Raw genomic sequence first — 24,859 nt, forward strand, 5'->3', positions numbered from 1 at the left:
CACCAGCGCCTGACGGCGTCGGCACCGCCACCCCCCTGCGGTGTCCCACCCCCGAACGGAGCTACCCCCATGAACACCATGCTGCGCAACAGCGTCCTCGCCATCGCCGGACTCACCGTCGCCGGCGGCCTCGCCGCCGGACCCCTCAACCACAGCACCACCGACACCACACCGACCAACCCCATCACCGCCGCCATCCAAGCCGACAAGCCCGACACCACCACCCTCATCCCACACGGTGTGCAGGGCACCCAGTCCCACATCGACCTCGACAACGAGCAGATCGCCAACGCCAAGGCCATCATCGCCGCGACGAAGAAGGCCGACATGAACGAACGCGCCGCCGTCATCGCCATCGGCACCGCATTCCAGGAGTCGAAGCTGCAGAACCTCGGCCACCTCGGCGCCCACAACGACCACGACTCCCAGGGACTGTTCCAGCAGCGCCCCTCCTCCGGATGGGGCACCGTCGAACAGATCACCGACCCCGAATACTCCACCCTCGCCTTCCTCAAGAGCCTCAAGCAGGTCGACGGCTGGCAGGACATGCCGCTGACCGTCGCCGCCCAGACCGTCCAGGTCTCCGCATTCCCCGACCACTACGCCCAGTGGGAACAACAGGCCGCCGACCTCGTCGCCGCACACTGGAACAGCTGACCCACACCACCACGGCCGGCACCCCCAACAGGGTGCCGGCCGTCGACGCACCACCAACGCCCAGCCGGAAGCACCGCACGCCCGGCCGCGACGCATGTTAGGAAGGGCCCCCTGCTATGCACCAGGCGATAGCAGGGGGCCCTTCCTTACATCCAACCCAGGGTCTCAGGTGGCGCTGATGGTGCCGGTGAGCAGCAGGGCGAACACCAGCGTGCCGACCGCCACCCGGTAGAGCACGAAGACGTACAGGGTGTGGTGGGCGACGAACCGCAGCAGCCAGGCGATGGCCGCGTACCCGACGACGAAGGCGATGAGCGTGGCGACCACCATCTGCGCGACGGTGGGCGCCGAGGTGCCCGGGGCCGCCGGTTCGAAGACGTCCCCGAGGCTGAAGATCCCGGACATCACCACGGCCGGGATGGCCAGCAGGAACGAGTAGCGGGCCGCCGTCTCCCGGGTCAGGTTGAGGAACAGGCCGAAGGTCAACGTCGCACCGGACCGGGACACGCCGGGGATCAGCGCCATCGCCTGGGCGAAGCCCATCACCACACCGTCGCGCATCCGGAAGTCCTTCAACGTCCGGGTCTGCCGACCCCAGTACTCGGCGAAGGCGAGCACGAACGCGAACACGATCAGGGTGGTGGCCACCACCCACAGGTTCCGGGCGGTCTCCCGGATCTGGTCCTTGAACAGGAAACCGAGCGCCCCGATCGGGATCGAGCCGACGATGACGTACCAGCCCATCCGGTAGTCGAGGCTGGAGCGTACGGACTTGTCCCAGATCCCGACCGTCCAGGTACGGCCGATGCGCCAGATGTCCTTGGCGAAGTAGAGCAGCACGGCCGCTTCGGTGCCGAGCTGGGTGACCGCGGTGAACGACGCCCCTGCGTCACGGTCGAAGAAGATCGCCGAGGTGATCCGCAGGTGCCCCGACGAGCTGACCGGAAGGAACTCGGTCAGGCCCTGGACGATGCCCAGGACGATGGCTTCGATCCAGGTCACTCCCCGACTCCCGAGAGTTCCAGCGCCTCGGCGACGGTACGCAGGGTCTGCACCCCGCTGTCCCGGTCGCCGGCGAACAGGGTGATCGACAGGGTGGTGACGCCGGACTCGGCGTACTGGCGCATCCGCTCGGCGATCCGCTCCTTGGGGCCGAGCAGCGAGGTCCGGTCGATGAACTCCAGCGGCACCGCGGCCGCCGCGTCGCGCTGCCGCTTGGCCAGGTAGAGGTCCTGCACCTCCCGGGCGGCGTCGCCGTACCCCATCCGGGTCGCCAACTGGTTGTAGAAGTTCTGCTGGCGGCTGCCCATCCCGCCCACGTAGAGGGCGGCATACCAGCGCACCAGCTGAGCGCAGGAGTCGACGTCGTCGCCGACCACGACCGGCACGGAGGGCACCACGTCGAAGCCGGCCAGCTCCTTGCCGACCTTGGCCCGGCCGGCGCGTACCGCCGCGAGTTGCTCCTCGGCGAACTCGGGGGCGTAGAAGACGGCCAGCCAGCCGTCGGCGATCTCGCCGGCCAGCTCCAGGTTCTTCGGACCGACGGCGGCGAGGTAGATCGGGATGTGCTCACGCGGCGGATGGAAACCCAGCCGCAGCGCCTTGCCGGGACCGTCGGGCAGCGGAAGCTGGTAGAACTCGCCGTCGTAGGCGACCTCCTTGCGGGCCACCGCCAGCTTCACGATGTCCACGTACTCCCGGGTCCGGGCCAGCGGCTTGCCGAACCGTACGCCGTGCCAGCCCTCGGAGACCTGCGGGCCGGAGACGCCCAGGCCGAGCCGGAAGCGGCCGCCGGAGAGCGCGTCGAGGGTCGCCGCGGTCATCGCGGTCATCGCGGGCGTACGGGCCGGGATCTGCATCACCGCGCTGCCGATGTCTATCCGCTCGGTCTGTCCGGCCATCCAGGAGAGCATGCTCGGCGAGTCGGAGCCGTACGCCTCCGCCGCCCACACCACCGAGTAGCCGAGTCGGTCCGCCTCCTGAGCCATGGCCAGATGATCCGCCGGCGTGCTCCAGGCTGTCTGGTATCCGAGGTTTAGCCCGAGTCGCACAGAGTCCTCCCCCATCCGCAGTCGCATCAGGTTACGCAATGCCGCCGGAAGCGACGATCACCGGCTCACCCGAATCGCCATGCGTCTGGGCAGACTCGACGGGAGCGAGGATATCGGTTCGGCCCTCGTTCGAAATAAGGTTCACCCATGCAACAGCGACCGCTCGGCCGAAGCGGGCTGGCGGTTTCCCGGCTCGCGCTCGGCACCATGACCTGGGGCCGGGACACCGACGCCGACGACGCCGCTGCGCAACTGAAGAGTTACCTCGACGCGGGTGGCAACCTGATCGACACCGCCGACGTGTACGGCGACGGCGACGCCGAGTCGGTGATCGGCTCGCTGCTGGGTGGTCTGGTGCCCCGCGACGAGCTGCTCATCGCCACCAAGGCGGGGTTGCGTCCGGGTGGCCCCCGCCGTCGCGACGGCTCCCGGGGGCACCTGCTGCGCACGCTCGACGCCTCGTTGCGACGGCTGGGCACCGACCACGTCGACCTTTTCCAGGTGCACGGCTACGACCCGGCCACCCCGCTGGAGGAGACCCTGGCCGCGCTCGACCACGCGGTGGCCAGCGGCCGGGTCCGCTACGTCGGCGTGTCGAACTTCTCCGGCTGGCAGACCGCCCGGGCGGCGGCCTGGCAGACGGCCTGGCCCGGACGTGCCCCGGTGGTCGCCGCGCAGGTGGAGTACTCCCTGCTGGAACGCGGGGTCGAGCGCGAGGTGCTGCCTGCCTGCGAGGCGCTCGGTCTGGGCGTGCTGCCGTGGTCACCCCTGGGTCGTGGGGTGCTCACCGGCAAGTACCGGCACGGCCGGCCGGCGGACTCGCGGGCGGTGTCGCCCCATTTCGAGCGTTTCGTCTCCACCTACCTGGAGCCGCGCTGCTCCAGCATCGTGGAGGCGGTCGCCACCGCCGCCGGTGGCCTCGGGGTCTCCCCGTTGGAGGTGGCGCTGGCCTGGATCCGGGACCGGCCCGGCGTGACCGCGCCGATCCTCGGCGCCCGGACGTCCGGGCAACTGCTCGGCGCCCTCCAGGTGGAGCGGATGACCCTGCCCGAGGAGATCACCACGGCGCTGGACGACGTCTCGGCCCTGGAGGTCGGCTACCCCGAACGCGACGGGTGACCCGCCGAACTGCCCGGAGGGTGGCGCACGGCGGCTCCGAATGGGCAGCATAGGGCCCATGGACTACGAGTACGCGCCGCTGCGCCTACCGCCGAACGTCGACCGGTTGGCCGCCGCCGCGCAACTGGCGATCCAGGCCGAGTTCAGCGGGTGGGAGCTGGCCCGGGTGCAGTTGTACCGCGACGGCACCCGCCAGGTGGTGCTGCGCCGCCGCGTGGCCAACGGCTCCCCGCAGCCCGGCCTCTCCTACTGACCCGTCCCCACCCGGCGGTGGGTAGATCTGTTGCCGCTGCGGCGACAACAGACGTACCCACCACCGCCCGGGTCGACGTCAGTGCACGTGGTCGTGCTCGTCGCCGAGCTCCATGAACGGGTGCTCGTCGAGCCGGCCGACCAGCCGGTCGTCGGCCGCCGGCTGGAACGGGCCCACCGGGTCGTCGTCGTCGAACGACTCCAGGTCGACCGGGGTGCCGACCTCGCTGACCATGACCACGCCGTCGAGCGGCTCCAGCTCCGGCACGTCGAGGGCGCCGAGCGACCCGTCACCGCTCTGCAGCAGCTCCAGCACCGCCTCGCCGACACCCTCCACCGGCGGCACCTGGTCCTCGCCGGGGGCGCCCTCGCGGCGGGCCGCCTCGGCCACCCGGATCAGCGCGGAGACGCTGGGCACACGGTAGTCGCGGCGCTGGCGTACCGAGATCACCTGCGGGTGCGGGTCGGTCGGCTCCACACCTTCGGCGCCACCGAAACGCTGGTCGGCCTCGTTCGGGTCGATCGACTCGACGTCCCACGGGGTCACCTCGCCGAAGGCGTCCATGAGTTGCTCGTCGTAGGCGTACGACGCGTTGTTCAACCCGACGTACGCCTGCCAGACGTCGTCGTCGTCGATCCGGCCCTCGGCGGCGCGGACGGCGGCCAGGTGGTGGCGGGCCGCTTCGATCACGCGCTCGAGTGCGGCTTCCAGCTCACCGTGCTGGTCGGTCATGAGGCGTCCCTCTCACGTTACTAACTGGTGCGCAGGAACCGGTCGAGAACCCGCACGCCGAACTGTAGTCCGTCCACCGGTACCCGCTCGTCGATGCCATGGAACAGCGCGGAGAAGTTCAGGTCGGCCGGCAGTCGCAGCGGCGCGAACCCGAAACACCGGACGCCGATCTGCGCGAACGCCTTCGCGTCCGTACCGCCGGAGAGCATGTACGGCACCGGCCGGGCTCCCGGGTCCTCGGCGCGCAGCGCGGCGGACATCGCCTCGACCAGGTCGCCGTCGAAGGTGGTCTCCAGGGCGGGCTGGCGTTGCACGTACTCGATGGCGATGTCCGGGCCGACCAGCTCGCGCAGCTGCCGTTCCAGCAGCTCGGACTGGCCGGGCAGGCTGCGGCAGTCGATGGTGGCGCTGGCCCGGCCGGGGATGACGTTGTCCTTGTAGCCGGCGGCGAGCCGCGTCGGGTTGGCGGTGTTGCGGATGGTGGCGCCGATGATGTTCGCGATCGGGCCGAGCTTGGCGATGGCGGTCTCCGGGTCGTCCGGGTCCAGCTCGATGCCGAGCACCTCGGAGACCTCCTCCAGGAAGGCCCGCACGGTGTCGGTGACCACCACCGGGAAGCGGTGCCGACCGATCCGGGCCACCGCCTCGGCCAGCGCGGTCACCGCGTTGTCGTCGTGCACCATCGAGCCGTGCCCGGGCCGCCCCTTGGCGTGCAGCCGCAGCCAGTCGATGCCCTTCTGCGCGGTCTCGATCAGATAGAGCCGCTGCGACTCGTCCACCGTGTACGAGAAGCCGCCGACCTCGCCGATACCCTCGGTGCACCCGTCGAACAGCTCCCGGTGCCGGGTGACGAGGTAGTGCGCGCCGTACTCGCTGCCGGCCTCCTCGTCGGCGGTGTACGCGAGCACGATGTCGCGCGGCGGGCGGACGCCGGTGCGCTGCCAGTGGCGGACCACGGCGAGCACCATCGCGTCGAAGTCCTTCATGTCGATGGCGCCCCGGCCCCACAGGTAGCCGTCGCGCAGCTCGCCGGAGAAGGGGTGCACCGACCACTCGTCGGCGTCGGCCGGCACCACGTCCAGGTGGCCGTGCACCAGCAGCGCGCCCCGGCTCGGGTCGGCGCCGGGGATCCGGGCGATCACGTTGGCCCGCCCGGGGGCGGACTCGTGGATCTCGGGGGTGATGCCGACCTCGGCCAGCTTCTCGGCGACGTACTCGGCGGCGAGGCGCTCTCCGACGCTGGTCGCGTTCTCGCCGGTGTTGGTGGTGTCGATGCGCAACAGGTCCCGGCAGAGGTCGACGACCTCGTCGGTCGGCGCGGGGAAGGCGGGGTGCGCGTCGCTCGTCATCGCCCCTTCATACCAGCCTGCGGTTTCCGCCCGGGTGAGTGCGGGTACTGCGCGCGCGTCCGAGTGCCATATCATCGGCGCTCCGCCTGCCCAGCCCGAGGAGGGACCGTGTCCGTCCACCTGCCGCCGCTGCCACCGTCGACCGGCGACGGTTACCAGCCCGCCGGGCAGAGCATCGCCGCCACCATCGCCGACGAACACCAGCAGCTGCTGAGCCTGACCCGGCGACTGGTCGAGCCCGGCCCGGATCCCGCGCACGGCCGGGAGATCCTGGTCGCGGCGCTCTCCCGGCACCTGGCGGCTGAGGAGCAGTGCCTGCTGCCCGCCATCCGGCAGGCGTTGGGCGACGTCAACCAGCCGGTCGCCGACGTCCTGGCCGGTGACGCCGCGCTGCTGATGGCGTTGCGCGGGCTGGACGACGACCGCCTGCCGATGGTGGCCGATCTGCTCGACGCGCACGTGACGGCGGTCGACGCCCTGGTGCAGCGGCTCTGCGCGGCGGCCACCGAGGAGGAGCTGATCCGGCTCGGCAACCGGTTGGAGATCGCCGAGGAGGCCGCGCCGACCCGCCCGCACCCGGGGATCCCGCACACTCCCCCGTGGAACCGCATCGTCGAGCCGGCGGTGGCGCTGGTCGACAAGTTCCGGGACGCGGTCACCGGCCGTCACACCCAACTGAGCGAGGTCGCGGAGCCGCCGCCACGCTGAGTCACCAGCGACATGTTCATGGTCGTTGATCCGTCCGGGCCCTTCCGCCGGATGCTCCGTGGCCCTACCGTCACGCTATGAATCTGGAGTTGCGGCACCTGCGGGTGGTCTGTGCGATCGCCGAGACGGGCAGCGTGACGAAGGCGGCCTCCACGCTCGGGCTGGCGCAGCCGGCGTTGACCGCCCAGCTCCAGCGCATCGAACGGACCCTCGGCGGGCCGCTGTTCGAACGGGACCGGCGCGGCGCCCGACCCACCGCACTCGGTGAGCTGGTGCTCGCCCGGGCGCGGGTGCTGCTGCCGGCGATGAAGGGGCTCCAGGACGAGGCGGCGCGGCTCGCCGGGGCGGTCGACGCCCCGCGCCGCTACCGCTTCGGCGGGGTGAACAGCCCGATCCTGGGCCGGCTGGTGCACCGGCTCGCCGCCGAGCAACCACAGGCCCAGATCACCACGTACGCGTCCTGGTCGGTCGACGAGCTGGCGCAACTGGTCGCGGGCGGACGGTTGGACTACGCGTTGACCGGGGTCTGCGGCGACTCCACCCCGTCGGCGGACTACGGACTGAGCTGGCGGGAGGTGGCCGTCGACCCGGTGATGGTGCTGCTGCCGGAGACCCATCCGCTGGCCGGCCGCAGCGAGGTGGCGCTGGCCGAGCTGCGGCACGAGCAGTGGGTGGCCGCACCGGGCGACGGGTGCTTCGGCGACTGTTTCGCCGCCGCCTGCGCCCGGGCCGGCTTCACCCCGCGCAAGCTGTACGAGGCCGACGTCCGCGGCTGCATCGACCTGGTGGACGCCGGGGAGGCGGTGGCGTTGTGCCAGGCCACGTTCCGGCCGGTGGCGGGCCTGGTGACCCGGCGGCTGGTCGGCACTCCGCTGCGCTGGCGACTGATGCTGGGCTGGCACCCGGAGTCCCCCGCCGCCCGGATGGCCGAACTGGTGCTGGAGACGGCGCTGGTGGCGTACACGGACGCGCTGGCGCCGCATCCGGCGTACCTGGCCTGGCTGCTCGGCAATCCGGCCTTCGGGGTACGCCGGACGGCGGCGACGGCGGACCGGGGACTGCGAAGCGCCTGAGGGCGGGTGCGAACCGGCCGACGGCGGGTAAGCGGCGGGCATGACCGACCTCTATCCCGCCGCCGACGACCGTGAGGTGCTGCGCCGGGCCGCCGCCGCGCACACCGCCGCCGTTCGGGAGGTGGAAGCGTTCCTGCGCCGGGTGCCGGAGGTGCCCGACCCGGCGGACCTGGCCGAGTACGCCAACCTGATCACCCGTGAGGAGCAGACCCGCGCCGAGCGGCAGGCCGCCGGTGAGGCCGTCGGCCTGACCATCGGCAGTCTGGAGAGCGAGTAGCCGTCGGCCGGGCCGGGCGTGACCGTACGGCCCGGCCGGCGGTGCCGCGTGCAAGGAGGGGTCCCCTGCTATACACGAGGCGTTAGCAGGGGACCCCTCCTTGCACCGCAGGCGCCGGTGCGAGCGGGCGCGGTTCAGCGTTCGACGAGCACGTCGTGCCCGAGGTCGAGCAGGGAGTGCCGCCACTCGTCGTCGGCGTTGCCCCGGCGCGGCTTCTCTGCGGTCAGCGACCGGATCCGTTCGACCGCCTCCCGCATCACCCCGACGTCCTCGGGTGTCAGGTCCACCTTGCGTTTGCGCAGCACGGCGAGGATCTGCCGGCCCGGCTCGGGCAGGTTCAGGTCCGGGTCCGGGCCGAACGCCTCCTCGCCGGAGCCCCGGGTCAGCAGCCACTGCCGAAGCTGTTCGGAGGGCACGTTGACCTCGGCGTGGAAGTCCTCCCAGAGCACCTCCACCTCGGGGTCGAGCCGCTGCTCGCGTACCATCACGCCTCCTCTCCGGGCCGCGACCCGGCGTCGTCCGGATGCCCCTCGTCGGTCTGCCCGCCCAGCCCCTCCGCCGGCACCTGCACCCGGCTCGGGTTGGCGGTCGGCGGCGCCAGGATCGGGTCGCTGCGTTCGTCGTCCCGGGCCTCGTCCGGTTCCGTCATCGCCTGCCCCTCTCCGGTCGTCTGCGTCAGCGGGGGTGGGTGGTGGAGGCGGTGGCGTGCCCGCGTGCGCCGGCGGCCACGTCGAAGACGAGCCGGCCGTCCCGGGCGTCCACGGTGACCCGCTGCCCGGGCGAGAGCTGCTGCTCCAGCAGCATCCGGGACAGGTGGTTGTCCACCTCCCGCTGGATCACCCGGCGCAGCGGGCGGGCGCCGAACTCCGGCTGGTAGCCGTGCTCGGCCAGCCAGTCCACTCCGGCGGTGGTGAAGTCCACCTCGATGTCCTGGGCGTGTAGCCGCCGCCGGGTCTCCTCCAGCAGCAGTCCGGTGATCTGCCGCAACTGCTCGGCCTCCAACCGGCGGAAGATGATCACCTCGTCGATGCGGTTGAGGAACTCCGGCCGGAAGTTCTCCTGGAGCCGACGCATCAGCCGCTCCCGCAGCTCGTCGCTCTCCTGTTCGCTGCCGGGCGCGCCCGACCCGAAGCCGACCGACCGTTGGCTGCCGGTGATCAGCTCCGAGCCCAGGTTGCTCGTCATGATCAGGACGGTGTTCTTGAAGTTGACCGTGCGCCCCTGGCTGTCGGTGAGCCGTCCGTCGTCCAGCACCTGCAACAGGATGTTGAACACGTCGGGGTGGGCCTTCTCGATCTCGTCCAGCAGCACCACCGCGTACGGGCGGCGGCGCACCGCCTCGGTGAGCTGACCGGCCTCCTCGTACCCGACGTAGCCGGGCGGGGCACCGACCAACCGGCTGACCGTGTGCCGTTCCTGGAACTCGCTCATGTCCACCCGGACCATCCGGTCGGCCTCACCGAACAGCGCCTCGGCCAGGGCCCGCCCCAGTTCGGTCTTGCCCACGCCGGTGGGACCGAGGAACAGGAAACTGCCCATCGGCCGGTTCGGGTCGGCCAGCCCGGTCCGGGAGCGGCGCACCGCCTCGGCGACCGCCCCGACGGCGTCGTCCTGCCCGACGACCTTCTCGTGCAGTTGGCCCTCCAGGCGCAGCAGCCGGTCCCGTTCCTCCTCGGTGAGCTGGCTGGCCGGGATGCCGGTGGCCCGGGAGACCACCTCGGCGATCTCGTCCGGCCCCACCTCGGGCACCTGGTTGTCGGAGCCGTCCTCACCCCGGGCGCGCTGCACCTGCCGTTCCAGGTCGGAGACCCGGTCGCGCAGCGTGGAGGCGCGCTCGTACTGTTCGTCGGCGACGGCCTGCTCCTTGTCCCGGCGTACCTCCTCGAGCTGCTGCTCCAGGTCGCGGACGTCGGCGGCGGGGGTGCGGGTCCGCAACCGGACGCGCGCGCCGGCCTGGTCGATCAGGTCGATCGCCTTGTCCGGCAGGAAGCGGTCGGTGACGTACCGGTCGGACAGCTCGGTGGCGGTGACCAGCGCCTCGTCGGTGAACCGCACCTGGTGGTGGGCCTCGTAGCGGTCCCGCAGCCCGCGCAGGATGGAGACGGTGTCCTCGACGGTGGGCTCCGGCACGAAGACCGGCTGGAACCGTCGGGCCAGCGCGGCGTCCTTCTCGATGCTGCGGCGGTACTCGTCCAGCGTGGTCGCGCCGATCACCCGCAACTCGCCCCGCGCCAGGGCGGGCTTGAGCATGTTGGACGCGTCCATCCCGCCCTCGCTGCCGGCGCCGCCCGCGCCGACCAGGGTGTGGATCTCGTCCAGGAAGATGATCAGCTCGTCGCGGTGCGCCCGGATCTCGTCGATCACCTTCTTCAGGCGTTCCTCGAAGTCGCCCCGATAACGGGTGCCGGCGACCAGCCCGGCCAGGTCGAGCTGGACGACCCGCTTGCCGAGCAGGGTCTGCGGCACGTCGCCGTCGCAGATCCGTTCGGCCAGGCCCTCCACGATCGCGGTCTTGCCGACGCCCGCCTCGCCGATCAGGACCGGGTTGTTCTTGGTCCGCCGGGACAGGATCTCCACCGCCTGCTCGATCTCGTCGGCACGCCCGATCACCGGGTCGATCTGGTCGTTGCGGGCCAGGTCGGTGAGGTCCTGGCCGTACTGGTCGAGGGTGGGCGTGCCCCGGTCCGGGCGCGGGTTGGTCATCGGTCCGCGTTCGGCGTTGGCGGCCTGCAACGACTCCGGCTGGATCCGCCCGGCGGCGAGCATCCGGCCGGCCGGCGACTCCGGGTTGAGCGGCAACGCCATCAGGATGTGCTCGGGGCCGATGTAGTTCGCCCCCATCGCCCGGGAGAGCTGGTGGGCGTCGAGCAGCGCCCGTTTCGCCGCCGGGGTGAGCGACAGGTTGGGTGGCACGTCGCCCTGCGGGGCGCCGTCGGCACGTCCACCCAGCGCGTTGAGCAGGGTGTCCGGGTCCGCGCCGGCCCGGCGGACCAGGTCCCGCAGCGGCTCGCGTTGCAACGCCGCCCACAGCAGGTGGTCGGTGTCCAGGTCGCTGCTCTGCTTCTGGGCGGCCCGGCGTGCCGCGTCGGCGAGCATCTCCCGGGCGTCGGCGGTCATCAGCCGGGTGATGTCGACCCGGTGCGCGGGGCGTCGCCCGCCCTCGCCCCGACCGAAGTACCGCGCCAGGAACTCGTCCCACGGGTCGGAGCCGAAGTCGCCGGGTCCCATCATCTCTGTCCTCCGCGGTCGGCGCGAGACGGTCGGCACGGGCTACCCGGCCCCAGGCCGGACAAACGCCACCGACGGGCACCGGCCGGGACGGCACCCGGTCGGGCGTGCCGCACCGCAGGGCGGTCGGGTGGATGGCAGGGTGGGCGGATGGAGTCGACCCCGCTGCTGATCGTGGACGCCGCCAACGTCGTCGGGTCCCGCCCGGACGGCTGGTGGCGGGACCGGGCCGGCGCCACCGCCCGACTACGGGACACGCTGGCCCCGGTGGGCGGACGCGGCGTACCGCCGGAGGTGTCCCCACCGGTCGAGGTGGTGCTGGTGGTGGAGGGCGCCGCGCGGGACGTACCCGGCGTCGACGGGGTCCGGGTGGTCGCGGCCGACGGCTCCGGCGACGACGCCGTGGTCGAGCTGGTCGCCGAGGCCGGTCAACGGCGCCGGGTGGTGGTCACCGCCGATCGGGCGCTGCGGGACCGGGTGACCGCGCTCGGCGCGGAGGTGTACGGCCCCCGCTGGCTGCGCGGCTGACCGGGCGGGCGCCGGTCGCCCTGCGTGACCCTCCGACCTCGGGTCCCACGAATCGGACTCGCCGCGCCTGCGGTCGACAACCGGTCAGTAGGGCAGCAACACTGACAGGGTATGTTCGTCCCCCGACCGGCATAGGCTCTAATGGAGTCCTCCCCGCCCCCAGGAGGTTCCGCGTGGCGAGCGTCGCCGAGCTCAAGGCAGCCATCGATGTCGCGCTTCAGCAGATCGGTGACGGCCAGAGCGCCGTGCAGGCCGCCGGCGAGAAACTGGCCGAGGCGCAACAGACGCTGGCGGGCGCCCTGGAGGGCAGCGGCCACACCACCGTCGAGGCGGCTCAGGCGTCGTTGACGCAGGCCAGCCAGGAGTTGGAGGAGTGCCTCGCCGCGACGCTCGTCGCGGTCGAGCAGGCCCAGCAGTACGTCGCGACGCTGTAGGGGCGGGCGTGTCCATCGTCGAGGACGTCGGCGCACAGGTCCGGGCCGCTGCCGAGGACCTGCCCATGGGACTGCTCGGGCAGGCGCTGGAGAAGTTCGGGCTGGCCACCGAACGGCTGCGCTGGGTGCGGCAGGAGTCGGCCAACCCGTTGGGCGTGCCGGAGCTCTCCGCCGCGACCGAGCACGCCGAGACCGCCGGGTACGCGCTGCGCGTCGCCCAGGAGCAGCTCACCGCGTACCTGGCCGCGATCGGGCTGGCCCCCGACGGTGCCGCGCCGCCGCCGGTCGGTGACCAGGAGCGTCGCCCGGCCCACGACGCCCCCCGGGCCGCCGAGCCGGTGGCCGACGCCCCGGAGGCCGCCGGTGAGGTGCGGCTGCGCCGCTGGTGGTCGGTGCGTGTGGCGGAGCTGACCGGCGGCCGCGAGGGCCCGGCCGAGGAACCCGACGAGCGCATCGCCGACTCCCAGGAACTGCTGCGCCGGGTGGTTCGCGGGGTCCGCTCCGGCGACCGCGACCGGCTGCACCGTGACCTGCGCGGCGCGCACGCCGACGTCGGCCTGGGGCTGGCCGCGGTGGCCCCGCCGATGCTGCGCGACCTCGCCGCCGAGCTGCTCGGCCATCCGCCGCGCGGCGACGACCTGTCCCGGCTGCGGCGCGAGCTGGACGGCCGGGTCCGGGACCTGCTGCCCGGCCTGCCCGCCCCGGTGCTGGACACGCTGCTGACCCGGGTCTGCCGGATGCCTCCGCCGCGTCGGGGCGAGGACGAGCAGCCGCACGCCGCCGACCCGGCGGTCACCGCCGGGGTGCTCACCGGCGTCCTGCTCGACCGACTCGGCCGCGACCTGCCCGCCGACGGCGATGAAAGGAAGGGCCCCCTGTTAACGCCTCAGGTAGTAAAGGGGTCCCCTCCTCACGCCGGCGACGCACCCCGCACCACCGCGAAGGGCGGTTCGGGCGCGGGCACACCCGGCGCGCGGCCGTTCGGCGGGGCGGGTCCGCGCCGACCGGGACACGGTGTCGATGGCTGACCGGCGCAGCCAGCTGGTCGCCCGGGTCCGGGAACTGCTCGCCGAGGCACTCGGCGCGTCCCGCACCCGGTCCGCCACGGCCCAGACGACGCTGGCCGCCGCCCGCGACCGGGCGGTACGCGTCCGGCGCGCGGCGGTCGGCGTACCGGAACGGGTGGGTGCCGAACGGGACAAGCGGCTCGCCGAGATCGACGCCCGGCACGCCTCGCGGCTGGCCGCCCTGGCCCGGCGGGCCGCCGAGGCGGCGACCCGGGAGGCACCGGGTGCCGGGTCGGCGGACTGGCCGGGGTGGCGACCCACCCCCGCCACCCGGGGCGAGCCGCCGGGCGCCACCCGCGTGGGCACCGTCCGGCTGCCCGACACCGAGCCGGTGCCGGCGCTGGTGTCGCTGCTCGACGGCGGGCACGTCGCGCTCGACGGCGATCCGGACGGCTGCGCCGCGGTGGTGTCGGCACTGCTGCTGCGCAGCCTTGGCCGGGCCGCGCCCGGCACCGTCCGGGTGGTCGGCTACGACCCGGACCAGCTCGGCGGCGGGCTCGCCGGGTTCGCCCCGCTGGGCACCGCCGGGCTGCTCACCTTCGTCGGCCCGGGTGGCCTGGGCCGGTTGCTCGACGACCTGGTGGAGCAGATCCGCCGGATCAACGAGACGGTGCTCGCCGGTGAGCACGCCTCGCTGCGCGAACTGGCCGCCGCGACCGGACGGCGGCCGGAGCCGTGGCGGGTGGCGGTGTTGCTCGGCGGCGACGAACTGTCCCGGCACGAGCGCGGCCAGCTCGACCGGGTGGTACGCGCCGGGGTGGCCTGCGGCGTCCACCTGATCGTGCGCGGGGTGCCGCTGCCCGACGACGCGGCGCTGACCCGGATCGTGGTCACCGCCGACGGCGCCCGGGTCGGCACCCTGCCGGTACGCCTCGACCCGCCGCCGCCGGCCACCCTGGTCACCGAGACCTGCCGGCAGATCGCCTCGGTGGTCAGCGCCGGCCCGGCACCCACCCCCTTCACCGATCTGTTGCCGCCGCCGGAGCAGATGTGGCGGGAGGACTCGGCGACCGGGTTGACCGCCCCGATCGGCGAGGGACCGCAGGGCAGACCGGTGCTGCTGACCCTCGGCGACTACCCGCCGCACGCGTTGATCGGTGGCCCGTCCGGCACCGGCAAGACCAATCTGATCTTCGCCTGGATCGGCGCGCTCGCCGCCCGCTACTCCCCCGCCGAACTGGAGTTCTATCTCCTGGACTTCAAGGAGGGGGTGTCCTTCGCCCGGTTCGCCAAGGGACGGCGGGACCCGAGCTGGCTGCCGCACATGCGTCTGGTCGGCATCAACGTCAACACCGACCGTGAGTTCGGCCTGGCGTTGCTGCGCTTCCTCGCCGAGGAGCTGCGCCGACGCGCCGACGCGGCGAAGAAGCACGAGGTCACCAAGCTGGCCGAACTCCGCGCGGTGGACCCGACCGGGCACTGGCCCCGGATCGTCGCGGTGGTCGACGAGTTCCAGATGCTGCTGGCGGGCCGGGACGCGGTGGCCCGGGAGGCGGCCGACCTGCTGGAGGACCTGGCCCGGCGGGGCCGCTCGCAGGGCATCCACCTGGTGCTGGCGTCGCAGGACGTACGCGGCATCGAGGCACTGTGGGGCCGTCCGGCGCTGGTCGCCCAGTTCACCCTGCGCATCGCGCTGCCCAAGGCGCTGCGCATCCTCGCCGAACGCAACGACGCCGCGCAGTCACTGCCGAAGTTCCACGCGGTGGTCAACGCCGAGTCGGGGCTGCCGGAGGGCAACGAGGTGGCCCGGATCCCGTCGGCCAGCGAGTGGGAGACCTGGAGCGAGTTGCAGCACCGGCTGTGGCGGATGCGCCCGGCCGAGGCGGCACCGGCCCGTCTCTTCGACGGTGACGCGATCCCCCGACTGGCCGAGGCACCGGACTTCCGGGCGCTGACCCCGCCGGAGGCGGGTACGCCGCGCGGCCCGGTCGCGCTGCTCGGCGAGATCATCGACGTGCAGGCCCGGTCGGCGGCGCTGCGGCTGCCCCGTGCACCGGGCCGCAACCTGGCGGTGCTGGGTACCCGGATCGACGAGGCGTGTGCGGTGCTGGACGCGGCGGCCCGCTCGCTGGCCCGGCAGCACCGGCCCGGCACCGCCCGGTTCTCCATCGCCTGCCTGGATCCGGACGCCGACCCGGCGGCCAGGGCGCTCTACGAGGACCTCGCCGACGACGCCGCCTGGTACGACGAGGAGACGGTGGCCGAGCTGATGGCCGAGACCGCCGAGGGGCTCGGTGGGCCGGGCAGCGGGGGCGGGCCGCACTACCTGCTGCTCTTCGCCGTCGACGCGGCCTCGGGCGCGCTCGCCGCGCGGGCCGGCAGATCCACCGGGCTGGAACACCTGCGCCGGATCCTGCACGACGGCCCGGAGCGGCGTACCCACGTGCTCGCCTGGTGGCGGGGGGTGGCGCGGATGAAGGTCGACCTGGGTGGCACCGGCGCCCGCACCGACCAGATCGGTGCCTGGGTTGCCCTGGACACCCACGGCGGGGACCTGAGCGGGCCGTTGTACCCCGGCAGCGGCGGACCGGACTGGTATCCCCGGCCGTGGCGGGGACTCTTCTTCGACCGGGCGGTGCACCGCACCGGGCAGACCATCATTCCCTACGGACCGGCCCGATGAACGAACCGGTGACCAGCGAGACCTACGCCGCCCAGCTGCGGCGGCTCGCCGAGCTGACCGCGCGGGTGCAGGAACAACGCGCCGAGGCGAACGCCTGGTACGCCCAGCAGTGCGCGGCGGCCGACCGGGCGGTGGCCGAGTCCGCCGACGAGGTCAACCGGGCCGAGCGGGAACTGGCCGCGGCCCGCGAGTCCCAGGATCTGGTGGACTCCGAGACGGCGATGCTGTGGCAGGAGCTGAACAGCCGGCTGGGTGGCGGCGGGCGGCGGGCGGGCACACCCCCGGCGCCGACGCAGGACGCCACCGGCGATCCGATGCCGCTGCTGGACGCCGCGCGGGACCTGCTGCGCCGCACCCGCCAGCCGGGCGAGCTGCCGAACAGCGTGAACCCGCTGCTGGCGCTCTGCGGGGTGGTCGGCGGGGTGCTCGCGTACGCGCTGGGGGCGGGTGCCCGCGCGCTGGGCGGGCGGGCCGACGGTGAGCTGTCCGTGGGTCTGCCGGTGCTGGCGCTGGTGGTGACGCTGCTCGGCCCGGTGATCGGGCTGGTGCCGGCCCGCGTGATCGCCGACCGGCGGCACGCGGTGCTGAGCCCACGCCCGGTGATCGTGGTGGTGGCCGCCGGCCTGGTCACCACGCTGCTCCTGCTGATCGTGACCTGAGTCGGCCGACGTCCGTCCGCCGCGCCGTGACCTGGCCCGCTGCCCTCATCGCCGCACCCGGGCCCGGCACGGACCCGACAGGGCAGAGCACGGACCGGACCCGGGACCGCACGGACCGGCCCGGCACCGCGCGGTGCCGGGCCGATGCCGTCGGGTGGGTACGAGTCCGGAGGTCAGGCGGGGACGAGTACGGCCTCACGCAGCAGTCGCCGGGTGAGCGTGAGGCGGTCGGCGTCGTCGTCGAGGCCGGGCAGGTCACCGACCCGGACGACCGGCCCGGCGAGCAGGGCCCGCAGCGCGGCGGCGCACTGCGCGGGCAGCGTGACGGTGCGGTCGAACAGCCGCAGCACCACCTGCTCGCCCCGCTCGTCGAGCTGTCGGTGCAGCCCGGGGCGGACGGTGACCCGACTGTCGGCGTCCAGCGCGGCGATCGCGGCGGCCTGCGCGAGCGGTCGCAGCGGCGCCGGGCGCGACGCCGGCCAGGCACGCTGCCGCAGCCGGGCCGCGACCTCGGCCGGGTCGGCCCGCAGCAGCCAGTCGCGCAGCGCCTCCACGGTCTCGGTCAGCTCTGGTTCGATGGCGTCCGGGTCGGCCAGGTCGGTGCCGAACGGCAGCGTGGCCCGCAGCCGACGGTCCTCGGCGGCCAGCGCGAGCAACTCCTCGACCAAGGCATATCGGGTGAACGCGCGGATGCCGACGGTCAGGTGCAGGGAGCTGGTCTCCTGGGCCTGGGCGCTGTGCAGCCAGCCCCGGGGCAGATAGAGCGCGTCTCCCGGTTCGAGCACCACGTCGAGGGCGGGTGTGCCCTGGGCGGTCGCGGTGACCTCGTCGGCCCGGCCACCCCACTGCTGGCGTTCCAGCGGGTCGGGCAGCACCGGCGGGTGGATGCGCCACTGCTTGCGGCCGTCGACCTGGAGCACGAACACGTCGTGGGTGTCGTAGTGGGTGGCGAAGCCCTGGTTGCCTGCCGGTGTCAGGTAGGCGTTGACCTGCATCGGCTGCCCGACGGCCAGGCTGAGGTCACGGGTGAAGTCGATCAGCGCCGGCCAGGTGCGGTGCAGGCCCTGCAGGACGAGGGTGGCCCCGTCCGCGTACAACCGCATGACCTTCTCGTCCAGGACCTGGTCGCCGATCTCGGCGCCGGCACCGCCGCCGCCGGTGTAGCGCGCCGCCGGCAGCACCTGGCCGTCCTTGGCCACCCGCAGGAAGGGGGTACGCAGACCGCGCCGACTGAGCAGCTCGTCGGCGTCGGCGGGGCTGAGCAGGTCGGTGAAGCCGGCCGGGTTGGGCAGCTCGGCGGCGCGGGACAGCAGCGGGGTCTGCCCCCAGTGTGCGGCGGCGAACTTGGCCGCCTCCACGCTGACGCACCGGGCCAACGCCGCCTCGGCGGTCGACGCCGACCCGCCGGGGGCCGCCGCCTCGACGGCACCGTGCGGGGCTGCCGGCTCGCGGGATGCCGCTCCCGCAGGTACGGACGGGACCGCCGGGCGGCCGTGGCCGCCCGGCGGGTCGAGTCGCGTCATCGCCTAGCGCGCGGCGCCGTCGGCGCCACCGTCGTGCTGGCCCGGGGTCGCGCCGCCGTCGGCCGGACCCTCGGCACTGCCGTCCGCGCCACCGTCGTGCTGGCCCGGCGTGGCACCGCCGTCGGCCGGACCCTCGGCACTGCCGTCCGCGCCACCGTCGTGCTGGCCCGGGGTCGCGCCGCCGTCGGCCGGACCCTCGAGCCCGCCGCCGCTGGTGGTCTGCATGTCATCGTCGTTGAGTGGCATCGTGCTCCCTCGGATCAACCCGCCCCCGCCGTTGGTCGGGTGCGTCGTGCGGCGGGAGTTACCCCGCGCCCGATCTTCTCTAACCACACTGCACCCCACCGTAGACGCCGGAACCGGCCCACACGCGCCGTTCACGGCGGTGGCGGTGGCAGGATGGACGGACCCGACCGGATGGAGGTGCCGATGGACACGCCGCTCACCCCGGTGACCGAGGACTGGCAGCGGGCGCTGGCGATCGTGGCGCACCCCGACGACCTGGAGTTCGGTGCCGCCGCCGCGATCGCCCGCTGGACCGCCCAGGGCAAGCAGGTGGTGTACTGCCTGGTGACCAGCGGCGAGGCGGGCATCGACGGGATGGCGCCGGAGCAGGCCCGCACGGTACGCGAGCAGGAGCAGCGCGCCTCGGCGGAGCTGGTCGGCGTGGACGTCGTCGACTTCCTCGGCCTGTCCGACGGAATCCTGGAGTACGGCGTACCGCTGCGCCGGGAGCTGGCGGCCGTGGTGCGCCGGCACCGCCCGGAGATCGTCATCACGAACAACTTCCGGGAGACCTGGGACGGCGCGGTCACCCTCAACCAGGCCGACCACATCGCGGTGGGCCGGGCCACGCTGGACGCGGTCCGGGACGCCGGCAACCGGTGGATCTTCCCGGAGCAACTGACCGACGAGGTCGAGCCGTGGAGCGGGGTACGCCAGGTGTGGGCGGCCTCGTCGCCGCGCGCCGAGCACGGCGTGGACACCACCGAGACGTTCGCGCAGGGGGTGGCATCGCTGGAGGCACACGAGGCGTACCTGACCGGGTTGGGTGACGGCAGCTTCGACGCCGAGGAGTTCCTGGAGGGCGGCGCGCGGCCGGTGGGGAGCCGGTTGGGCGTGCGCTACGGCACCTCGTTCGAGGTGTTCCACTTCGACCTGTGGTAGCCGACCGGCCCGCTCCACGCGTGGTGGGGCGGGCCGGTGTCGCCAGTGCCCGGGTCAGGGCATGATCCGGGCCAGGTCGTCGGGCATGGTGTCCTTCACCTCGTCCCACTCGCCCTGGGTGATGTGCCGGCGCAGGGTGTCCAGCACGACCTGGACCACCCGCTCCGGGCCGCCCTGCACGTCGTACGGGAAGCCCTGGCGGACCTCGTACAGGAAGTCGTCCCGGTTCAGCTTGATCGGCACGTCGGACGGCTGCCAGCCCTCGAAGTAGATGCCGCGCACCACCATCGGCAGTTGGGCGGAGAACTCCACGCTCTCCTGCACCGGCATCCGGTCGCGCAGCAGGTGCAGCACCGTGCGCAGCGCCGCGTACGACTGGTTGCGCTGCTCCTTCGGCCACCCGTACGCCTGCTCGATGTCCTTGAGGATCAGGATGGTCTTGTCCATCGAGGACTCGACCGCCGACTCGAACCGCTCAGACATCCGTCCACCCCCGTAGGTCGGTCTCCCACCGTCGGTCGTCGTGCCGTCGCGGCGGCCCCGTCGGGCCGCTCCGGGACCGAACCGGGCTGCTCCCGGCTCGTGGCACGCTCCGGACCTGGCCGGACGCGCCGACGACCCGCAGCACCGCGCCCTGTCGTCGCTGCCGCACCACCTGAGCCGTCATCGCCCACCACCCCCCGCGGTGTCGCCGTTCTCCGTGTCCACCCCAGCCTGCCGACCTGCCGGGTGACCCACCCTCACCCCCACCGGATGACCCACCCTCCCGCCGCCGAGCCGGATCTCGACCCCGAGTTCCGGCGACGAGCGCGACCCGCTCCACGCGATCATGGAGTCGCGGCAGTCACGAATCGGGGTTGGTCACCACGAAACGACAGCCACAACTCCATGATCGGCGCGGGCTGGCGAGGCGCGGGCCGGTGCGGGTGGGGTGGGTGGGGTGTGCAGTGGGCGGGCTCAGGCGGCCCGGCGCTCGCGGGTCTGCTTGCAGGTCACGCAGGTGGTCGCCGACGGGAAGATCTCCAGGCGCTCCACCGGGATCGGCGAGGTGCAGCCCTCGCAGAAGCCGTACGTGCCCTCGGCGAGACGCGTCAACGCGTGCTCGAACTGGGCGCGCCGGTCGAGGATGGTCCGCAGCAGTGACTGCGCGGTGTCCCGCTCGGCGGTCTTGGTGCCGCTGTCGGCCTGGTCGTCGCCGGCGGTGTCGCCCACCTCGACCAGCCGCAGCACGTGGCTCTGCTGCACCGCCTGCTCGTACTCCGCGGACAGCTCGTCGTGGCGGGCCTGCAGGGAGAGTCGGATCTGGTCGATCTCCGCCTGGGATCGGCCCGTGCCGACCGTGTCGTGGACGAGCATCGCTGCCTGCCTTTCCTGGGCCTCGTCATCATCGCGGGCGGAAGTGTCTCCACCCGGTCATACCGCCCAGTCGAGGACTCCCGGGCGCCGTGAGCCCCGCGATTACCCAGCCCGTCAGCAGGTCAAACCGAGTCGTCGTCGGATTCCACGATCGCGGGACGGCGCGCGTCGTCGGCCCGGACCACCAGGTCGGCGAAGGTGGCGGGGGCGACCTCGTCGGCGTACCGGGCGAAGGCGGGCAGCGTCCAGGCCAGGTCGGGGGCGGTGCGGCGACTCAGCGCGCCGGGCGACAGTTCGAGGTGGACGACGACGTCGAAGGGCAGCCCGCCGCCGAGCAGGAACGTGCCGCTGACCAGCACCACCCCGCCGGGCGGCAGGGCGACGTAGTCGGCGCGGCTGGCCCGGTCGGCCCCGGCGTCCCAGAGCGAGGGCAGCAGGCGGCCGGTGCCGTCCGGCCCGGCCGGGTCGAGCACCTCGCGGCGCAGGCCGGCCTCGTCGACCCAGCCCTCGTAGTAGGAGTCCGGGTTGGTCCGTCCGCGCTCCAGGCGTACCGAGGCGGGGCGGAGGAAGTCCTCGGCCCGGACGTGCAGCACCGGGCGGCCGAGGGCGCGCAGCGGGTCGACCAGGGCGGTGGCCAGGTCGTCGGGGCGGGCGGCGGGAGCGCCGTCCACGGCCACCCGCAGCCGTCCTGTCGGTTCGGCGGAGGCGAACCGCTCGGCCAGTTCGGCGACGAGCAACTCGGGTGAGACCGGACGCACACGCATCCGACAATCGTGCCCGGTCACCGTCGGGCGTGACGGGCCACCCGCCCGGCGGGCTCCCGTGCGGTCGAGGGTCCGGGTGGATACGGCGGTGCGGTCGAGGGTCCGGGTGGATACGGCGGTGCGGTCGAGGGTCCGGGTGGATACGGCGGTGCCGTCGAGGCCGGGGTGGATACGGCGGTGCCGTCGAGGTCCGGGCGGGTCAGGCGGTGCGGTCGAGGGTGACGCGGGCGTCGTCGGCGAGCCGGTAGCCGACACCGTAGACGGTGGTGACCAGGGGTACGTCGACGCCGACCTTGCCGCGCAGCCGGCGTACGTGCACGTCCACGGTGCGGACCCCGGCGTGCTCGTAGCCCCAGACGGCGTTGAGCAGTTGGAGCCGGGTGAACACCCGGCGGGGGTGTGCGACCAGGTGCAGCAGCAGGTCGAATTCCAGCCGGGTCAACGGCAGCGGCTCACCGTCGCGCAGCACCGAACGGGACGAGGCGAGGATGTGCAGGGTCGGGATGGTCGGGGCGATCTGCCGCGATGGCGCGCGTCCGGCGGGAACGCTCTCGGTACGCCGCTCCGGCACCACCGGCGGGCTGGCCACGATCGTCCCCTCGCCGCGTTCCAGCAGTTCCCGGGCCGCGTCCAGCAGCCGCCGGGCGGCCGGCGTCAACGACTCCTCGCAGACCAGCGGAATGGAGAGGGTGACGGTGAGCACGGGTGTGGTGGAGTTGGCCGGACGTCGCTGACCGCCGGGCGGGCGACCGGGCACCGCGGGCTGGGACGTATGCCATCCGGCGCGCGACGATGCGGGGCTGACCGACATGGTCCTCCTTGGCTGGTCCGGGCTTTCCCCACGGCCCCGGGACGCCGCCTTATCGATGCTTCCCGGCGCCCGTGCGAGGGTCAAGAGGCGGCCGCGTTGCATGAATGTGACAATTGACCGACACATCGGAGCCGACCGCTCGCTCTGCGTACGAGGCCAGTTGATTACAGCAGAGTCGTAAAGTTGACCTGATACGGGGGTGGCTGTCGGGTTTCGCGTTCCCCCGATGGTGTGACGCGGTCTGGCGCGCCCGGCGACGCGCACCGACCACCGTCACGCGCACGGGACAGACCGGTGCGGCGCGTCCCGTCGCAGGACACGCCGTACCGGTCCGTCGGGTTCACCGCTGGACGGCCACCCGGGCGTCGTCGGCGAGGCGGTACCCCACACCGTGGACGGTGGTCAGCAGCGGCGTGTCGACGCCGAGCTTGGCGCGCAACCGGCGGACGTGCACGTCGACGGTACGGGCCACCGCGTGGTCGTAGCCCCACACCGAGTTGAGCAACTGGAGCCGGGTGAACACCCGGCGCGGGCGTTCGGCGAGGAAGAGCAACAGGTCGTACTCGATGCGGGTCAGCGGGACGTCCCGGTCGCCCTGACGCACCCGGCGCGGCCCGGTGAGGATCTGCACGGTCCGGGGGTCCTCCGCCACGGTGGGCCGCTCGCCGCCGTCGCCGCCCGACACCCGCCCCTCGCCCGACTCGGCGAGTTCGCCAAGCAGTTCCAGCAGGCGGTTCAGGCGGGGGCTCGCGGCCGCCGAGGCGAGGTCGACGGTGATGGTCAGGGTCGGCCCGGTGCGCTGCCGCACCAGTCGGGCGCGGTTCGTGCGGCCGGGCGGATGCTGGCGCGGGCTGATCGCGACGACGGACATGGTGGCCTCCTGGGACTACCGCCACGCCGGGTGGGCGTGGATGTTCAGCGGGACGCCCGGCCGGCGGTCGCCGGGGACGCGAGGGTGGAAGGTCTGGTGGGTGGAGTGGGTCCGAGCACGGGCAGTCCGGCGATCCGCCAGGCGGCGAACCCGCCGGTCACGTCGGTCGCCCGGTGCAGGCCGATGTCCTGCAGCGCGGCGGCGGCCAGCGACGAGGTGTAGCCCTCCTGGCAGATGACGACCACCGGCACGTCGTACCCGACGGCCTGCGGCAGCCGGGCCGCGCAGCGGGGGTCGAAACGCCACTCCAGCACGTTGCGTTCGACGATCAGCGAACCCGGCACGGTGCCGTGCGCGGCGCGCTGGGCGGCCGGACGGATGTCGACCAGCAGGGCGCCGGTCCGGTGCGCCACGTGGGCCTGTTCCGGGTCGAGCCGGTCGAGTCGGGTGCGGGCGGCGGCCAGGATCTCGTCGATGCCCCGGGAGCCCGGAGGCGGCACCGACGCCGGACAGCGGGCGGCGACGGAACGGTTCTGCGACATCATCGGTTCCTTCCAAGGGGTACGCGGCCGGGCGCACGATCGGGTGGCGACGCGGCGTGGGTGATCACCATGCCACGCCGGCCTCGGCCACCTCGGCGACGAGCAGCCGGCCGTGTGCGAGGCGATAGCGGGTCATCCGGCTCAGGGCCGGGCGGTAGACGTGGACGCTGACCGCGGGGTCGGCGTGCCGGTTGGTCACCACGTGCAGGTGCCGGGGCCCGAAGCGTCGGCCGGAACCGGCGGCGAGCAGGTGCGGGCGCAGCCGCCCGCCGCTGACCGTCTCCTCGGTGAGGACACCCGCCGCGACCAGGAAGGCGCCGGAGGAGCCGCCGTGGTCGTGCAGGTCGGTGCCCTGCCCGGGCAGCCAGCTCAGCGCCCACACCTCGTGGTGCTCGTCGGCATCGAGTCGGGCGTACCACCGGGTGGTCGGGTCGAAGCGCAGCGGTACGGGCCAGCTCGCGGTGTCGGCGGCCCAGCGCCGGGCGACGGCGAGCAGGTCCGGCTCGGTGACGGGCAGAGCAGACATGGGACCTCACGAACGGTCAGCGGTGCGGATACCGGACCAGTCTAGAATGCATACCCTATAGGTTTAGTAGGTAATCCTACATTCTGGGAAGCAGGCGCGGACCGCGCCGCACGGCGCCGGGACGCCACCACTAACCTGTACCGGTGAGCGAGGAACTCGACGCCGAGACCCTGGAGTTCGCGCACCGGATGTTCGACCTGGCGCGCGACGGCGCGACCACCGAACTCGCCGGTTACGTCGACGCGGGGCTGCCGGTCAACCTGACCAACGAGCGGGGCGACACCCTGCTGATCCTGGCGGCGTACCACGCCCACCCGGAGACCGTCGCCGCCCTGCTGGAGCGCGGCGCCGACCACGCGCGTACCAACGACCGGGGTCAGACCGCCCTCGCCGCGGCGGTGTTCCGCAAGAATGCCACGGCGGTCCGCGCGCTGCTCGGCGCCGGCGCGGACCCGGACGGCGGCAATCCGTCCGCCGTGGAGACGGCGCAGTTCTTCGACCTGCCGGAGATGCTCACGCTGCTGCGCCCCACGGCCTGAGC

The 24,859-nt window shown here is 73.3% G+C and carries 29 protein-coding genes; 13 read left to right on the top strand and 16 right to left on the bottom strand.

Annotation, left to right across the window (positions count from 1 at the left end):
• Window positions 1-69: 69 nt before the first annotated feature.
• Window positions 70-657: a hypothetical protein gene (locus ACFYTT_RS25055; protein ID WP_387262762.1), complete on the top strand. Its 588-nt coding sequence runs from the start codon at window positions 70-72 to the stop codon at window positions 655-657.
• Window positions 658-822: 165 nt separating this feature from the next.
• Here the strand turns inward: ACFYTT_RS25055 and ACFYTT_RS25060 are convergent, their stop codons facing one another.
• Window positions 823-1,659 (bottom strand): undecaprenyl-diphosphate phosphatase, encoded by an 837-nt coding sequence (locus ACFYTT_RS25060; RefSeq protein ID WP_131053333.1) that lies wholly within the window; start codon window positions 1,657-1,659, stop codon window positions 823-825.
• Complete coding sequence (locus tag ACFYTT_RS25065) at window positions 1,656-2,708, bottom strand: LLM class F420-dependent oxidoreductase (protein ID WP_131053334.1); 1,053 nt, start codon at window positions 2,706-2,708, stop codon at window positions 1,656-1,658. The genes ACFYTT_RS25060 and ACFYTT_RS25065 overlap by 4 nt, the downstream gene beginning before the upstream one ends.
• A gap of 147 nt (window positions 2,709-2,855) precedes the next feature.
• On the opposite strand from ACFYTT_RS25065, the gene ACFYTT_RS25070 reads away from it, so the two are divergent.
• Together ACFYTT_RS25070 and ACFYTT_RS25075 are read left to right on the top strand one after the other, a co-directional pair.
• Complete coding sequence (locus ACFYTT_RS25070) at window positions 2,856-3,827, top strand: aldo/keto reductase (RefSeq protein ID WP_131053335.1); 972 nt, start codon at window positions 2,856-2,858, stop codon at window positions 3,825-3,827.
• Window positions 3,828-3,885: 58 nt separating this feature from the next.
• Complete coding sequence (locus tag ACFYTT_RS25075) at window positions 3,886-4,080, top strand: DUF5703 family protein (protein WP_131053336.1); 195 nt, start codon at window positions 3,886-3,888, stop codon at window positions 4,078-4,080.
• A 78-nt stretch (window positions 4,081-4,158) separates the two neighbouring features.
• Here the strand turns inward: ACFYTT_RS25075 and ACFYTT_RS25080 are convergent, their stop codons facing one another.
• Together ACFYTT_RS25080 and ACFYTT_RS25085 are read right to left on the bottom strand one after the other, a co-directional pair.
• Entirely contained in the window at window positions 4,159-4,812 is a 654-nt protein-coding gene (locus ACFYTT_RS25080; RefSeq protein WP_131053337.1) for a hypothetical protein, read from the bottom strand.
• A gap of 20 nt (window positions 4,813-4,832) precedes the next feature.
• Complete coding sequence (locus ACFYTT_RS25085; RefSeq protein ID WP_176094329.1) at window positions 4,833-6,161, bottom strand: M20/M25/M40 family metallo-hydrolase; 1,329 nt, start codon at window positions 6,159-6,161, stop codon at window positions 4,833-4,835.
• Between the two features lie 108 nt (window positions 6,162-6,269).
• Between ACFYTT_RS25085 and ACFYTT_RS25090 the strand changes: the two genes are divergently transcribed.
• The 3 genes from ACFYTT_RS25090 to ACFYTT_RS25100 all read left to right on the top strand — a co-directional run bounded on the left by ACFYTT_RS25090 (window position 6,270) and on the right by ACFYTT_RS25100 (window position 8,219).
• Complete coding sequence (locus ACFYTT_RS25090) at window positions 6,270-6,869, top strand: hemerythrin domain-containing protein (RefSeq protein WP_131053339.1); 600 nt, start codon at window positions 6,270-6,272, stop codon at window positions 6,867-6,869.
• 77 nt (window positions 6,870-6,946) lie between these two features.
• The gene (locus tag ACFYTT_RS25095; RefSeq protein ID WP_131053340.1) at window positions 6,947-7,942 is read left to right on the top strand and encodes a LysR family transcriptional regulator; all 996 of its coding nucleotides are present in this window, start codon (window positions 6,947-6,949) and stop codon (window positions 7,940-7,942) included.
• A 40-nt stretch (window positions 7,943-7,982) separates the two neighbouring features.
• Window positions 7,983-8,219: a hypothetical protein gene (locus ACFYTT_RS25100; RefSeq protein WP_131053341.1), complete on the top strand. Its 237-nt coding sequence runs from the start codon at window positions 7,983-7,985 to the stop codon at window positions 8,217-8,219.
• 134 nt (window positions 8,220-8,353) lie between these two features.
• On the opposite strand, the gene ACFYTT_RS25105 is transcribed toward ACFYTT_RS25100, so the two are convergent.
• The 3 genes from ACFYTT_RS25105 to ACFYTT_RS25115 are packed head-to-tail and all read right to left on the bottom strand — an operon-like array spanning window position 8,354 to window position 11,450.
• Window positions 8,354-8,704, bottom strand: a complete 351-nt coding sequence (locus ACFYTT_RS25105; RefSeq protein WP_176094330.1) for a DUF3140 domain-containing protein — start codon at window positions 8,702-8,704, stop codon at window positions 8,354-8,356.
• Window positions 8,704-8,868, bottom strand: coding sequence for a hypothetical protein (locus ACFYTT_RS25110; RefSeq protein WP_162854358.1), 165 nt, complete (start codon window positions 8,866-8,868; stop codon window positions 8,704-8,706). The genes ACFYTT_RS25105 and ACFYTT_RS25110 overlap by 1 nt, the downstream gene beginning before the upstream one ends.
• 26 nt (window positions 8,869-8,894) lie before the next feature.
• Window positions 8,895-11,450 (bottom strand): ATP-dependent Clp protease ATP-binding subunit, encoded by a 2,556-nt coding sequence (locus tag ACFYTT_RS25115; protein WP_131053343.1) that lies wholly within the window; start codon window positions 11,448-11,450, stop codon window positions 8,895-8,897.
• A 147-nt stretch (window positions 11,451-11,597) separates the two neighbouring features.
• Here ACFYTT_RS25115 and ACFYTT_RS25120 point away from each other — a divergent pair, with 147 nt between their 5' ends.
• From ACFYTT_RS25120 to ACFYTT_RS25140, 5 genes are all read left to right on the top strand, one after another.
• Window positions 11,598-11,975, top strand: coding sequence for a hypothetical protein (locus tag ACFYTT_RS25120; protein WP_357217229.1), 378 nt, complete (start codon window positions 11,598-11,600; stop codon window positions 11,973-11,975).
• A gap of 173 nt (window positions 11,976-12,148) precedes the next feature.
• Entirely contained in the window at window positions 12,149-12,409 is a 261-nt protein-coding gene (locus tag ACFYTT_RS25125) for a hypothetical protein (protein WP_131053345.1), read from the top strand.
• An 8-nt stretch (window positions 12,410-12,417) separates the two neighbouring features.
• Window positions 12,418-13,437 (top strand): hypothetical protein, encoded by a 1,020-nt coding sequence (locus tag ACFYTT_RS25130; RefSeq protein ID WP_387262772.1) that lies wholly within the window; start codon window positions 12,418-12,420, stop codon window positions 13,435-13,437.
• Window positions 13,430-16,099: an FtsK/SpoIIIE domain-containing protein gene (locus tag ACFYTT_RS25135; protein WP_387262774.1), complete on the top strand. Its 2,670-nt coding sequence runs from the start codon at window positions 13,430-13,432 to the stop codon at window positions 16,097-16,099. Before ACFYTT_RS25130 ends, ACFYTT_RS25135 begins: the two co-directional genes overlap by 8 nt.
• The gene (locus ACFYTT_RS25140) at window positions 16,096-16,758 is read left to right on the top strand and encodes a hypothetical protein (protein WP_131057139.1); all 663 of its coding nucleotides are present in this window, start codon (window positions 16,096-16,098) and stop codon (window positions 16,756-16,758) included. Before ACFYTT_RS25135 ends, ACFYTT_RS25140 begins: the two co-directional genes overlap by 4 nt.
• A gap of 173 nt (window positions 16,759-16,931) precedes the next feature.
• On the opposite strand, the gene ACFYTT_RS25145 is transcribed toward ACFYTT_RS25140, so the two are convergent.
• Both ACFYTT_RS25145 and ACFYTT_RS25150 read right to left on the bottom strand, forming a co-directional pair.
• A complete protein-coding gene (locus ACFYTT_RS25145) occupies window positions 16,932-18,281 on the bottom strand; it encodes a cupin domain-containing protein (protein WP_387262776.1) in 1,350 nt (449 codons plus the stop codon).
• A gap of 3 nt (window positions 18,282-18,284) precedes the next feature.
• Complete coding sequence (locus ACFYTT_RS25150) at window positions 18,285-18,527, bottom strand: hypothetical protein (RefSeq protein ID WP_117229809.1); 243 nt, start codon at window positions 18,525-18,527, stop codon at window positions 18,285-18,287.
• 153 nt (window positions 18,528-18,680) lie between these two features.
• Between ACFYTT_RS25150 and ACFYTT_RS25155 the strand changes: the two genes are divergently transcribed.
• Window positions 18,681-19,448 (top strand): PIG-L deacetylase family protein, encoded by a 768-nt coding sequence (locus ACFYTT_RS25155; protein WP_387262780.1) that lies wholly within the window; start codon window positions 18,681-18,683, stop codon window positions 19,446-19,448.
• Between the two features lie 54 nt (window positions 19,449-19,502).
• Here ACFYTT_RS25155 and ACFYTT_RS25160 read toward each other — a convergent pair whose 3' ends face one another.
• The 7 genes from ACFYTT_RS25160 to ACFYTT_RS25190 form a co-directional block, all read right to left on the bottom strand.
• On the bottom strand, window positions 19,503-19,931 hold the full coding sequence (locus ACFYTT_RS25160) for a DUF2267 domain-containing protein (RefSeq protein WP_131057497.1): 429 nt from the start codon (window positions 19,929-19,931) through the stop codon (window positions 19,503-19,505).
• A gap of 474 nt (window positions 19,932-20,405) precedes the next feature.
• The gene (locus tag ACFYTT_RS25165; protein WP_131057494.1) at window positions 20,406-20,804 is read right to left on the bottom strand and encodes a TraR/DksA C4-type zinc finger protein; all 399 of its coding nucleotides are present in this window, start codon (window positions 20,802-20,804) and stop codon (window positions 20,406-20,408) included.
• A gap of 122 nt (window positions 20,805-20,926) precedes the next feature.
• Window positions 20,927-21,568, bottom strand: coding sequence for a uridine kinase (locus ACFYTT_RS25170; RefSeq protein WP_176094335.1), 642 nt, complete (start codon window positions 21,566-21,568; stop codon window positions 20,927-20,929).
• Between the two features lie 199 nt (window positions 21,569-21,767).
• Window positions 21,768-22,379, bottom strand: coding sequence for a winged helix-turn-helix domain-containing protein (locus ACFYTT_RS25175; RefSeq protein ID WP_131053496.1), 612 nt, complete (start codon window positions 22,377-22,379; stop codon window positions 21,768-21,770).
• A 340-nt stretch (window positions 22,380-22,719) separates the two neighbouring features.
• Window positions 22,720-23,163 (bottom strand): winged helix-turn-helix domain-containing protein, encoded by a 444-nt coding sequence (locus ACFYTT_RS25180; RefSeq protein WP_176095874.1) that lies wholly within the window; start codon window positions 23,161-23,163, stop codon window positions 22,720-22,722.
• A gap of 131 nt (window positions 23,164-23,294) precedes the next feature.
• On the bottom strand, window positions 23,295-23,792 hold the full coding sequence (locus ACFYTT_RS25185) for a rhodanese-like domain-containing protein (protein WP_131053494.1): 498 nt from the start codon (window positions 23,790-23,792) through the stop codon (window positions 23,295-23,297).
• Window positions 23,793-23,856: 64 nt separating this feature from the next.
• The gene (locus ACFYTT_RS25190; RefSeq protein WP_387262783.1) at window positions 23,857-24,318 is read right to left on the bottom strand and encodes a cysteine dioxygenase; all 462 of its coding nucleotides are present in this window, start codon (window positions 24,316-24,318) and stop codon (window positions 23,857-23,859) included.
• 188 nt (window positions 24,319-24,506) lie between these two features.
• Between ACFYTT_RS25190 and ACFYTT_RS25195 the strand changes: the two genes are divergently transcribed.
• Entirely contained in the window at window positions 24,507-24,857 is a 351-nt protein-coding gene (locus ACFYTT_RS25195; RefSeq protein ID WP_387262945.1) for an ankyrin repeat domain-containing protein, read from the top strand.
• Window positions 24,858-24,859 lie beyond the last annotated feature (2 nt).

This window comes from Micromonospora sp. NPDC003816, assembly GCF_042874705.1.
Taxonomy (GTDB): Bacteria; Actinomycetota; Actinomycetes; order Mycobacteriales; family Micromonosporaceae; genus Micromonospora.

Coding starts and splice junctions, on each gene's coding strand:
- ACFYTT_RS25170 (WP_176094335.1), bottom strand. CDS start 21,568: ATGCGTGTGCGTCCGGTCTCACCCGAGTTGCTCGTCGCCGAACTGGCC.
- ACFYTT_RS25110 (WP_162854358.1), bottom strand. CDS start 8,868: ATGACGGAACCGGACGAGGCCCGGGACGACGAACGCAGCGACCCGATC.
- ACFYTT_RS25075 (WP_131053336.1), top strand. CDS start 3,886: ATGGACTACGAGTACGCGCCGCTGCGCCTACCGCCGAACGTCGACCGG.
- ACFYTT_RS25115 (WP_131053343.1), bottom strand. CDS start 11,450: ATGATGGGACCCGGCGACTTCGGCTCCGACCCGTGGGACGAGTTCCTG.
- ACFYTT_RS25135 (WP_387262774.1), top strand. CDS start 13,430: ATGGCTGACCGGCGCAGCCAGCTGGTCGCCCGGGTCCGGGAACTGCTC.
- ACFYTT_RS25190 (WP_387262783.1), bottom strand. CDS start 24,318: ATGTCTGCTCTGCCCGTCACCGAGCCGGACCTGCTCGCCGTCGCCCGG.
- ACFYTT_RS25120 (WP_357217229.1), top strand. CDS start 11,598: ATGGAGTCGACCCCGCTGCTGATCGTGGACGCCGCCAACGTCGTCGGG.
- ACFYTT_RS25165 (WP_131057494.1), bottom strand. CDS start 20,804: ATGCTCGTCCACGACACGGTCGGCACGGGCCGATCCCAGGCGGAGATC.
- ACFYTT_RS25095 (WP_131053340.1), top strand. CDS start 6,947: ATGAATCTGGAGTTGCGGCACCTGCGGGTGGTCTGTGCGATCGCCGAG.
- ACFYTT_RS25080 (WP_131053337.1), bottom strand. CDS start 4,812: ATGACCGACCAGCACGGTGAGCTGGAAGCCGCACTCGAGCGCGTGATC.
- ACFYTT_RS25185 (WP_131053494.1), bottom strand. CDS start 23,792: ATGTCGCAGAACCGTTCCGTCGCCGCCCGCTGTCCGGCGTCGGTGCCG.
- ACFYTT_RS25175 (WP_131053496.1), bottom strand. CDS start 22,379: ATGTCGGTCAGCCCCGCATCGTCGCGCGCCGGATGGCATACGTCCCAG.
- ACFYTT_RS25085 (WP_176094329.1), bottom strand. CDS start 6,161: ATGACGAGCGACGCGCACCCCGCCTTCCCCGCGCCGACCGACGAGGTC.
- ACFYTT_RS25150 (WP_117229809.1), bottom strand. CDS start 18,527: ATGCCACTCAACGACGATGACATGCAGACCACCAGCGGCGGCGGGCTC.
- ACFYTT_RS25140 (WP_131057139.1), top strand. CDS start 16,096: ATGAACGAACCGGTGACCAGCGAGACCTACGCCGCCCAGCTGCGGCGG.
- ACFYTT_RS25055 (WP_387262762.1), top strand. CDS start 70: ATGAACACCATGCTGCGCAACAGCGTCCTCGCCATCGCCGGACTCACC.
- ACFYTT_RS25195 (WP_387262945.1), top strand. CDS start 24,507: ATGTTCGACCTGGCGCGCGACGGCGCGACCACCGAACTCGCCGGTTAC.
- ACFYTT_RS25105 (WP_176094330.1), bottom strand. CDS start 8,704: ATGGTACGCGAGCAGCGGCTCGACCCCGAGGTGGAGGTGCTCTGGGAG.
- ACFYTT_RS25155 (WP_387262780.1), top strand. CDS start 18,681: ATGGACGGACCCGACCGGATGGAGGTGCCGATGGACACGCCGCTCACC.
- ACFYTT_RS25145 (WP_387262776.1), bottom strand. CDS start 18,281: ATGACGCGACTCGACCCGCCGGGCGGCCACGGCCGCCCGGCGGTCCCG.
- ACFYTT_RS25070 (WP_131053335.1), top strand. CDS start 2,856: ATGCAACAGCGACCGCTCGGCCGAAGCGGGCTGGCGGTTTCCCGGCTC.
- ACFYTT_RS25160 (WP_131057497.1), bottom strand. CDS start 19,931: ATGTCTGAGCGGTTCGAGTCGGCGGTCGAGTCCTCGATGGACAAGACC.
- ACFYTT_RS25100 (WP_131053341.1), top strand. CDS start 7,983: ATGACCGACCTCTATCCCGCCGCCGACGACCGTGAGGTGCTGCGCCGG.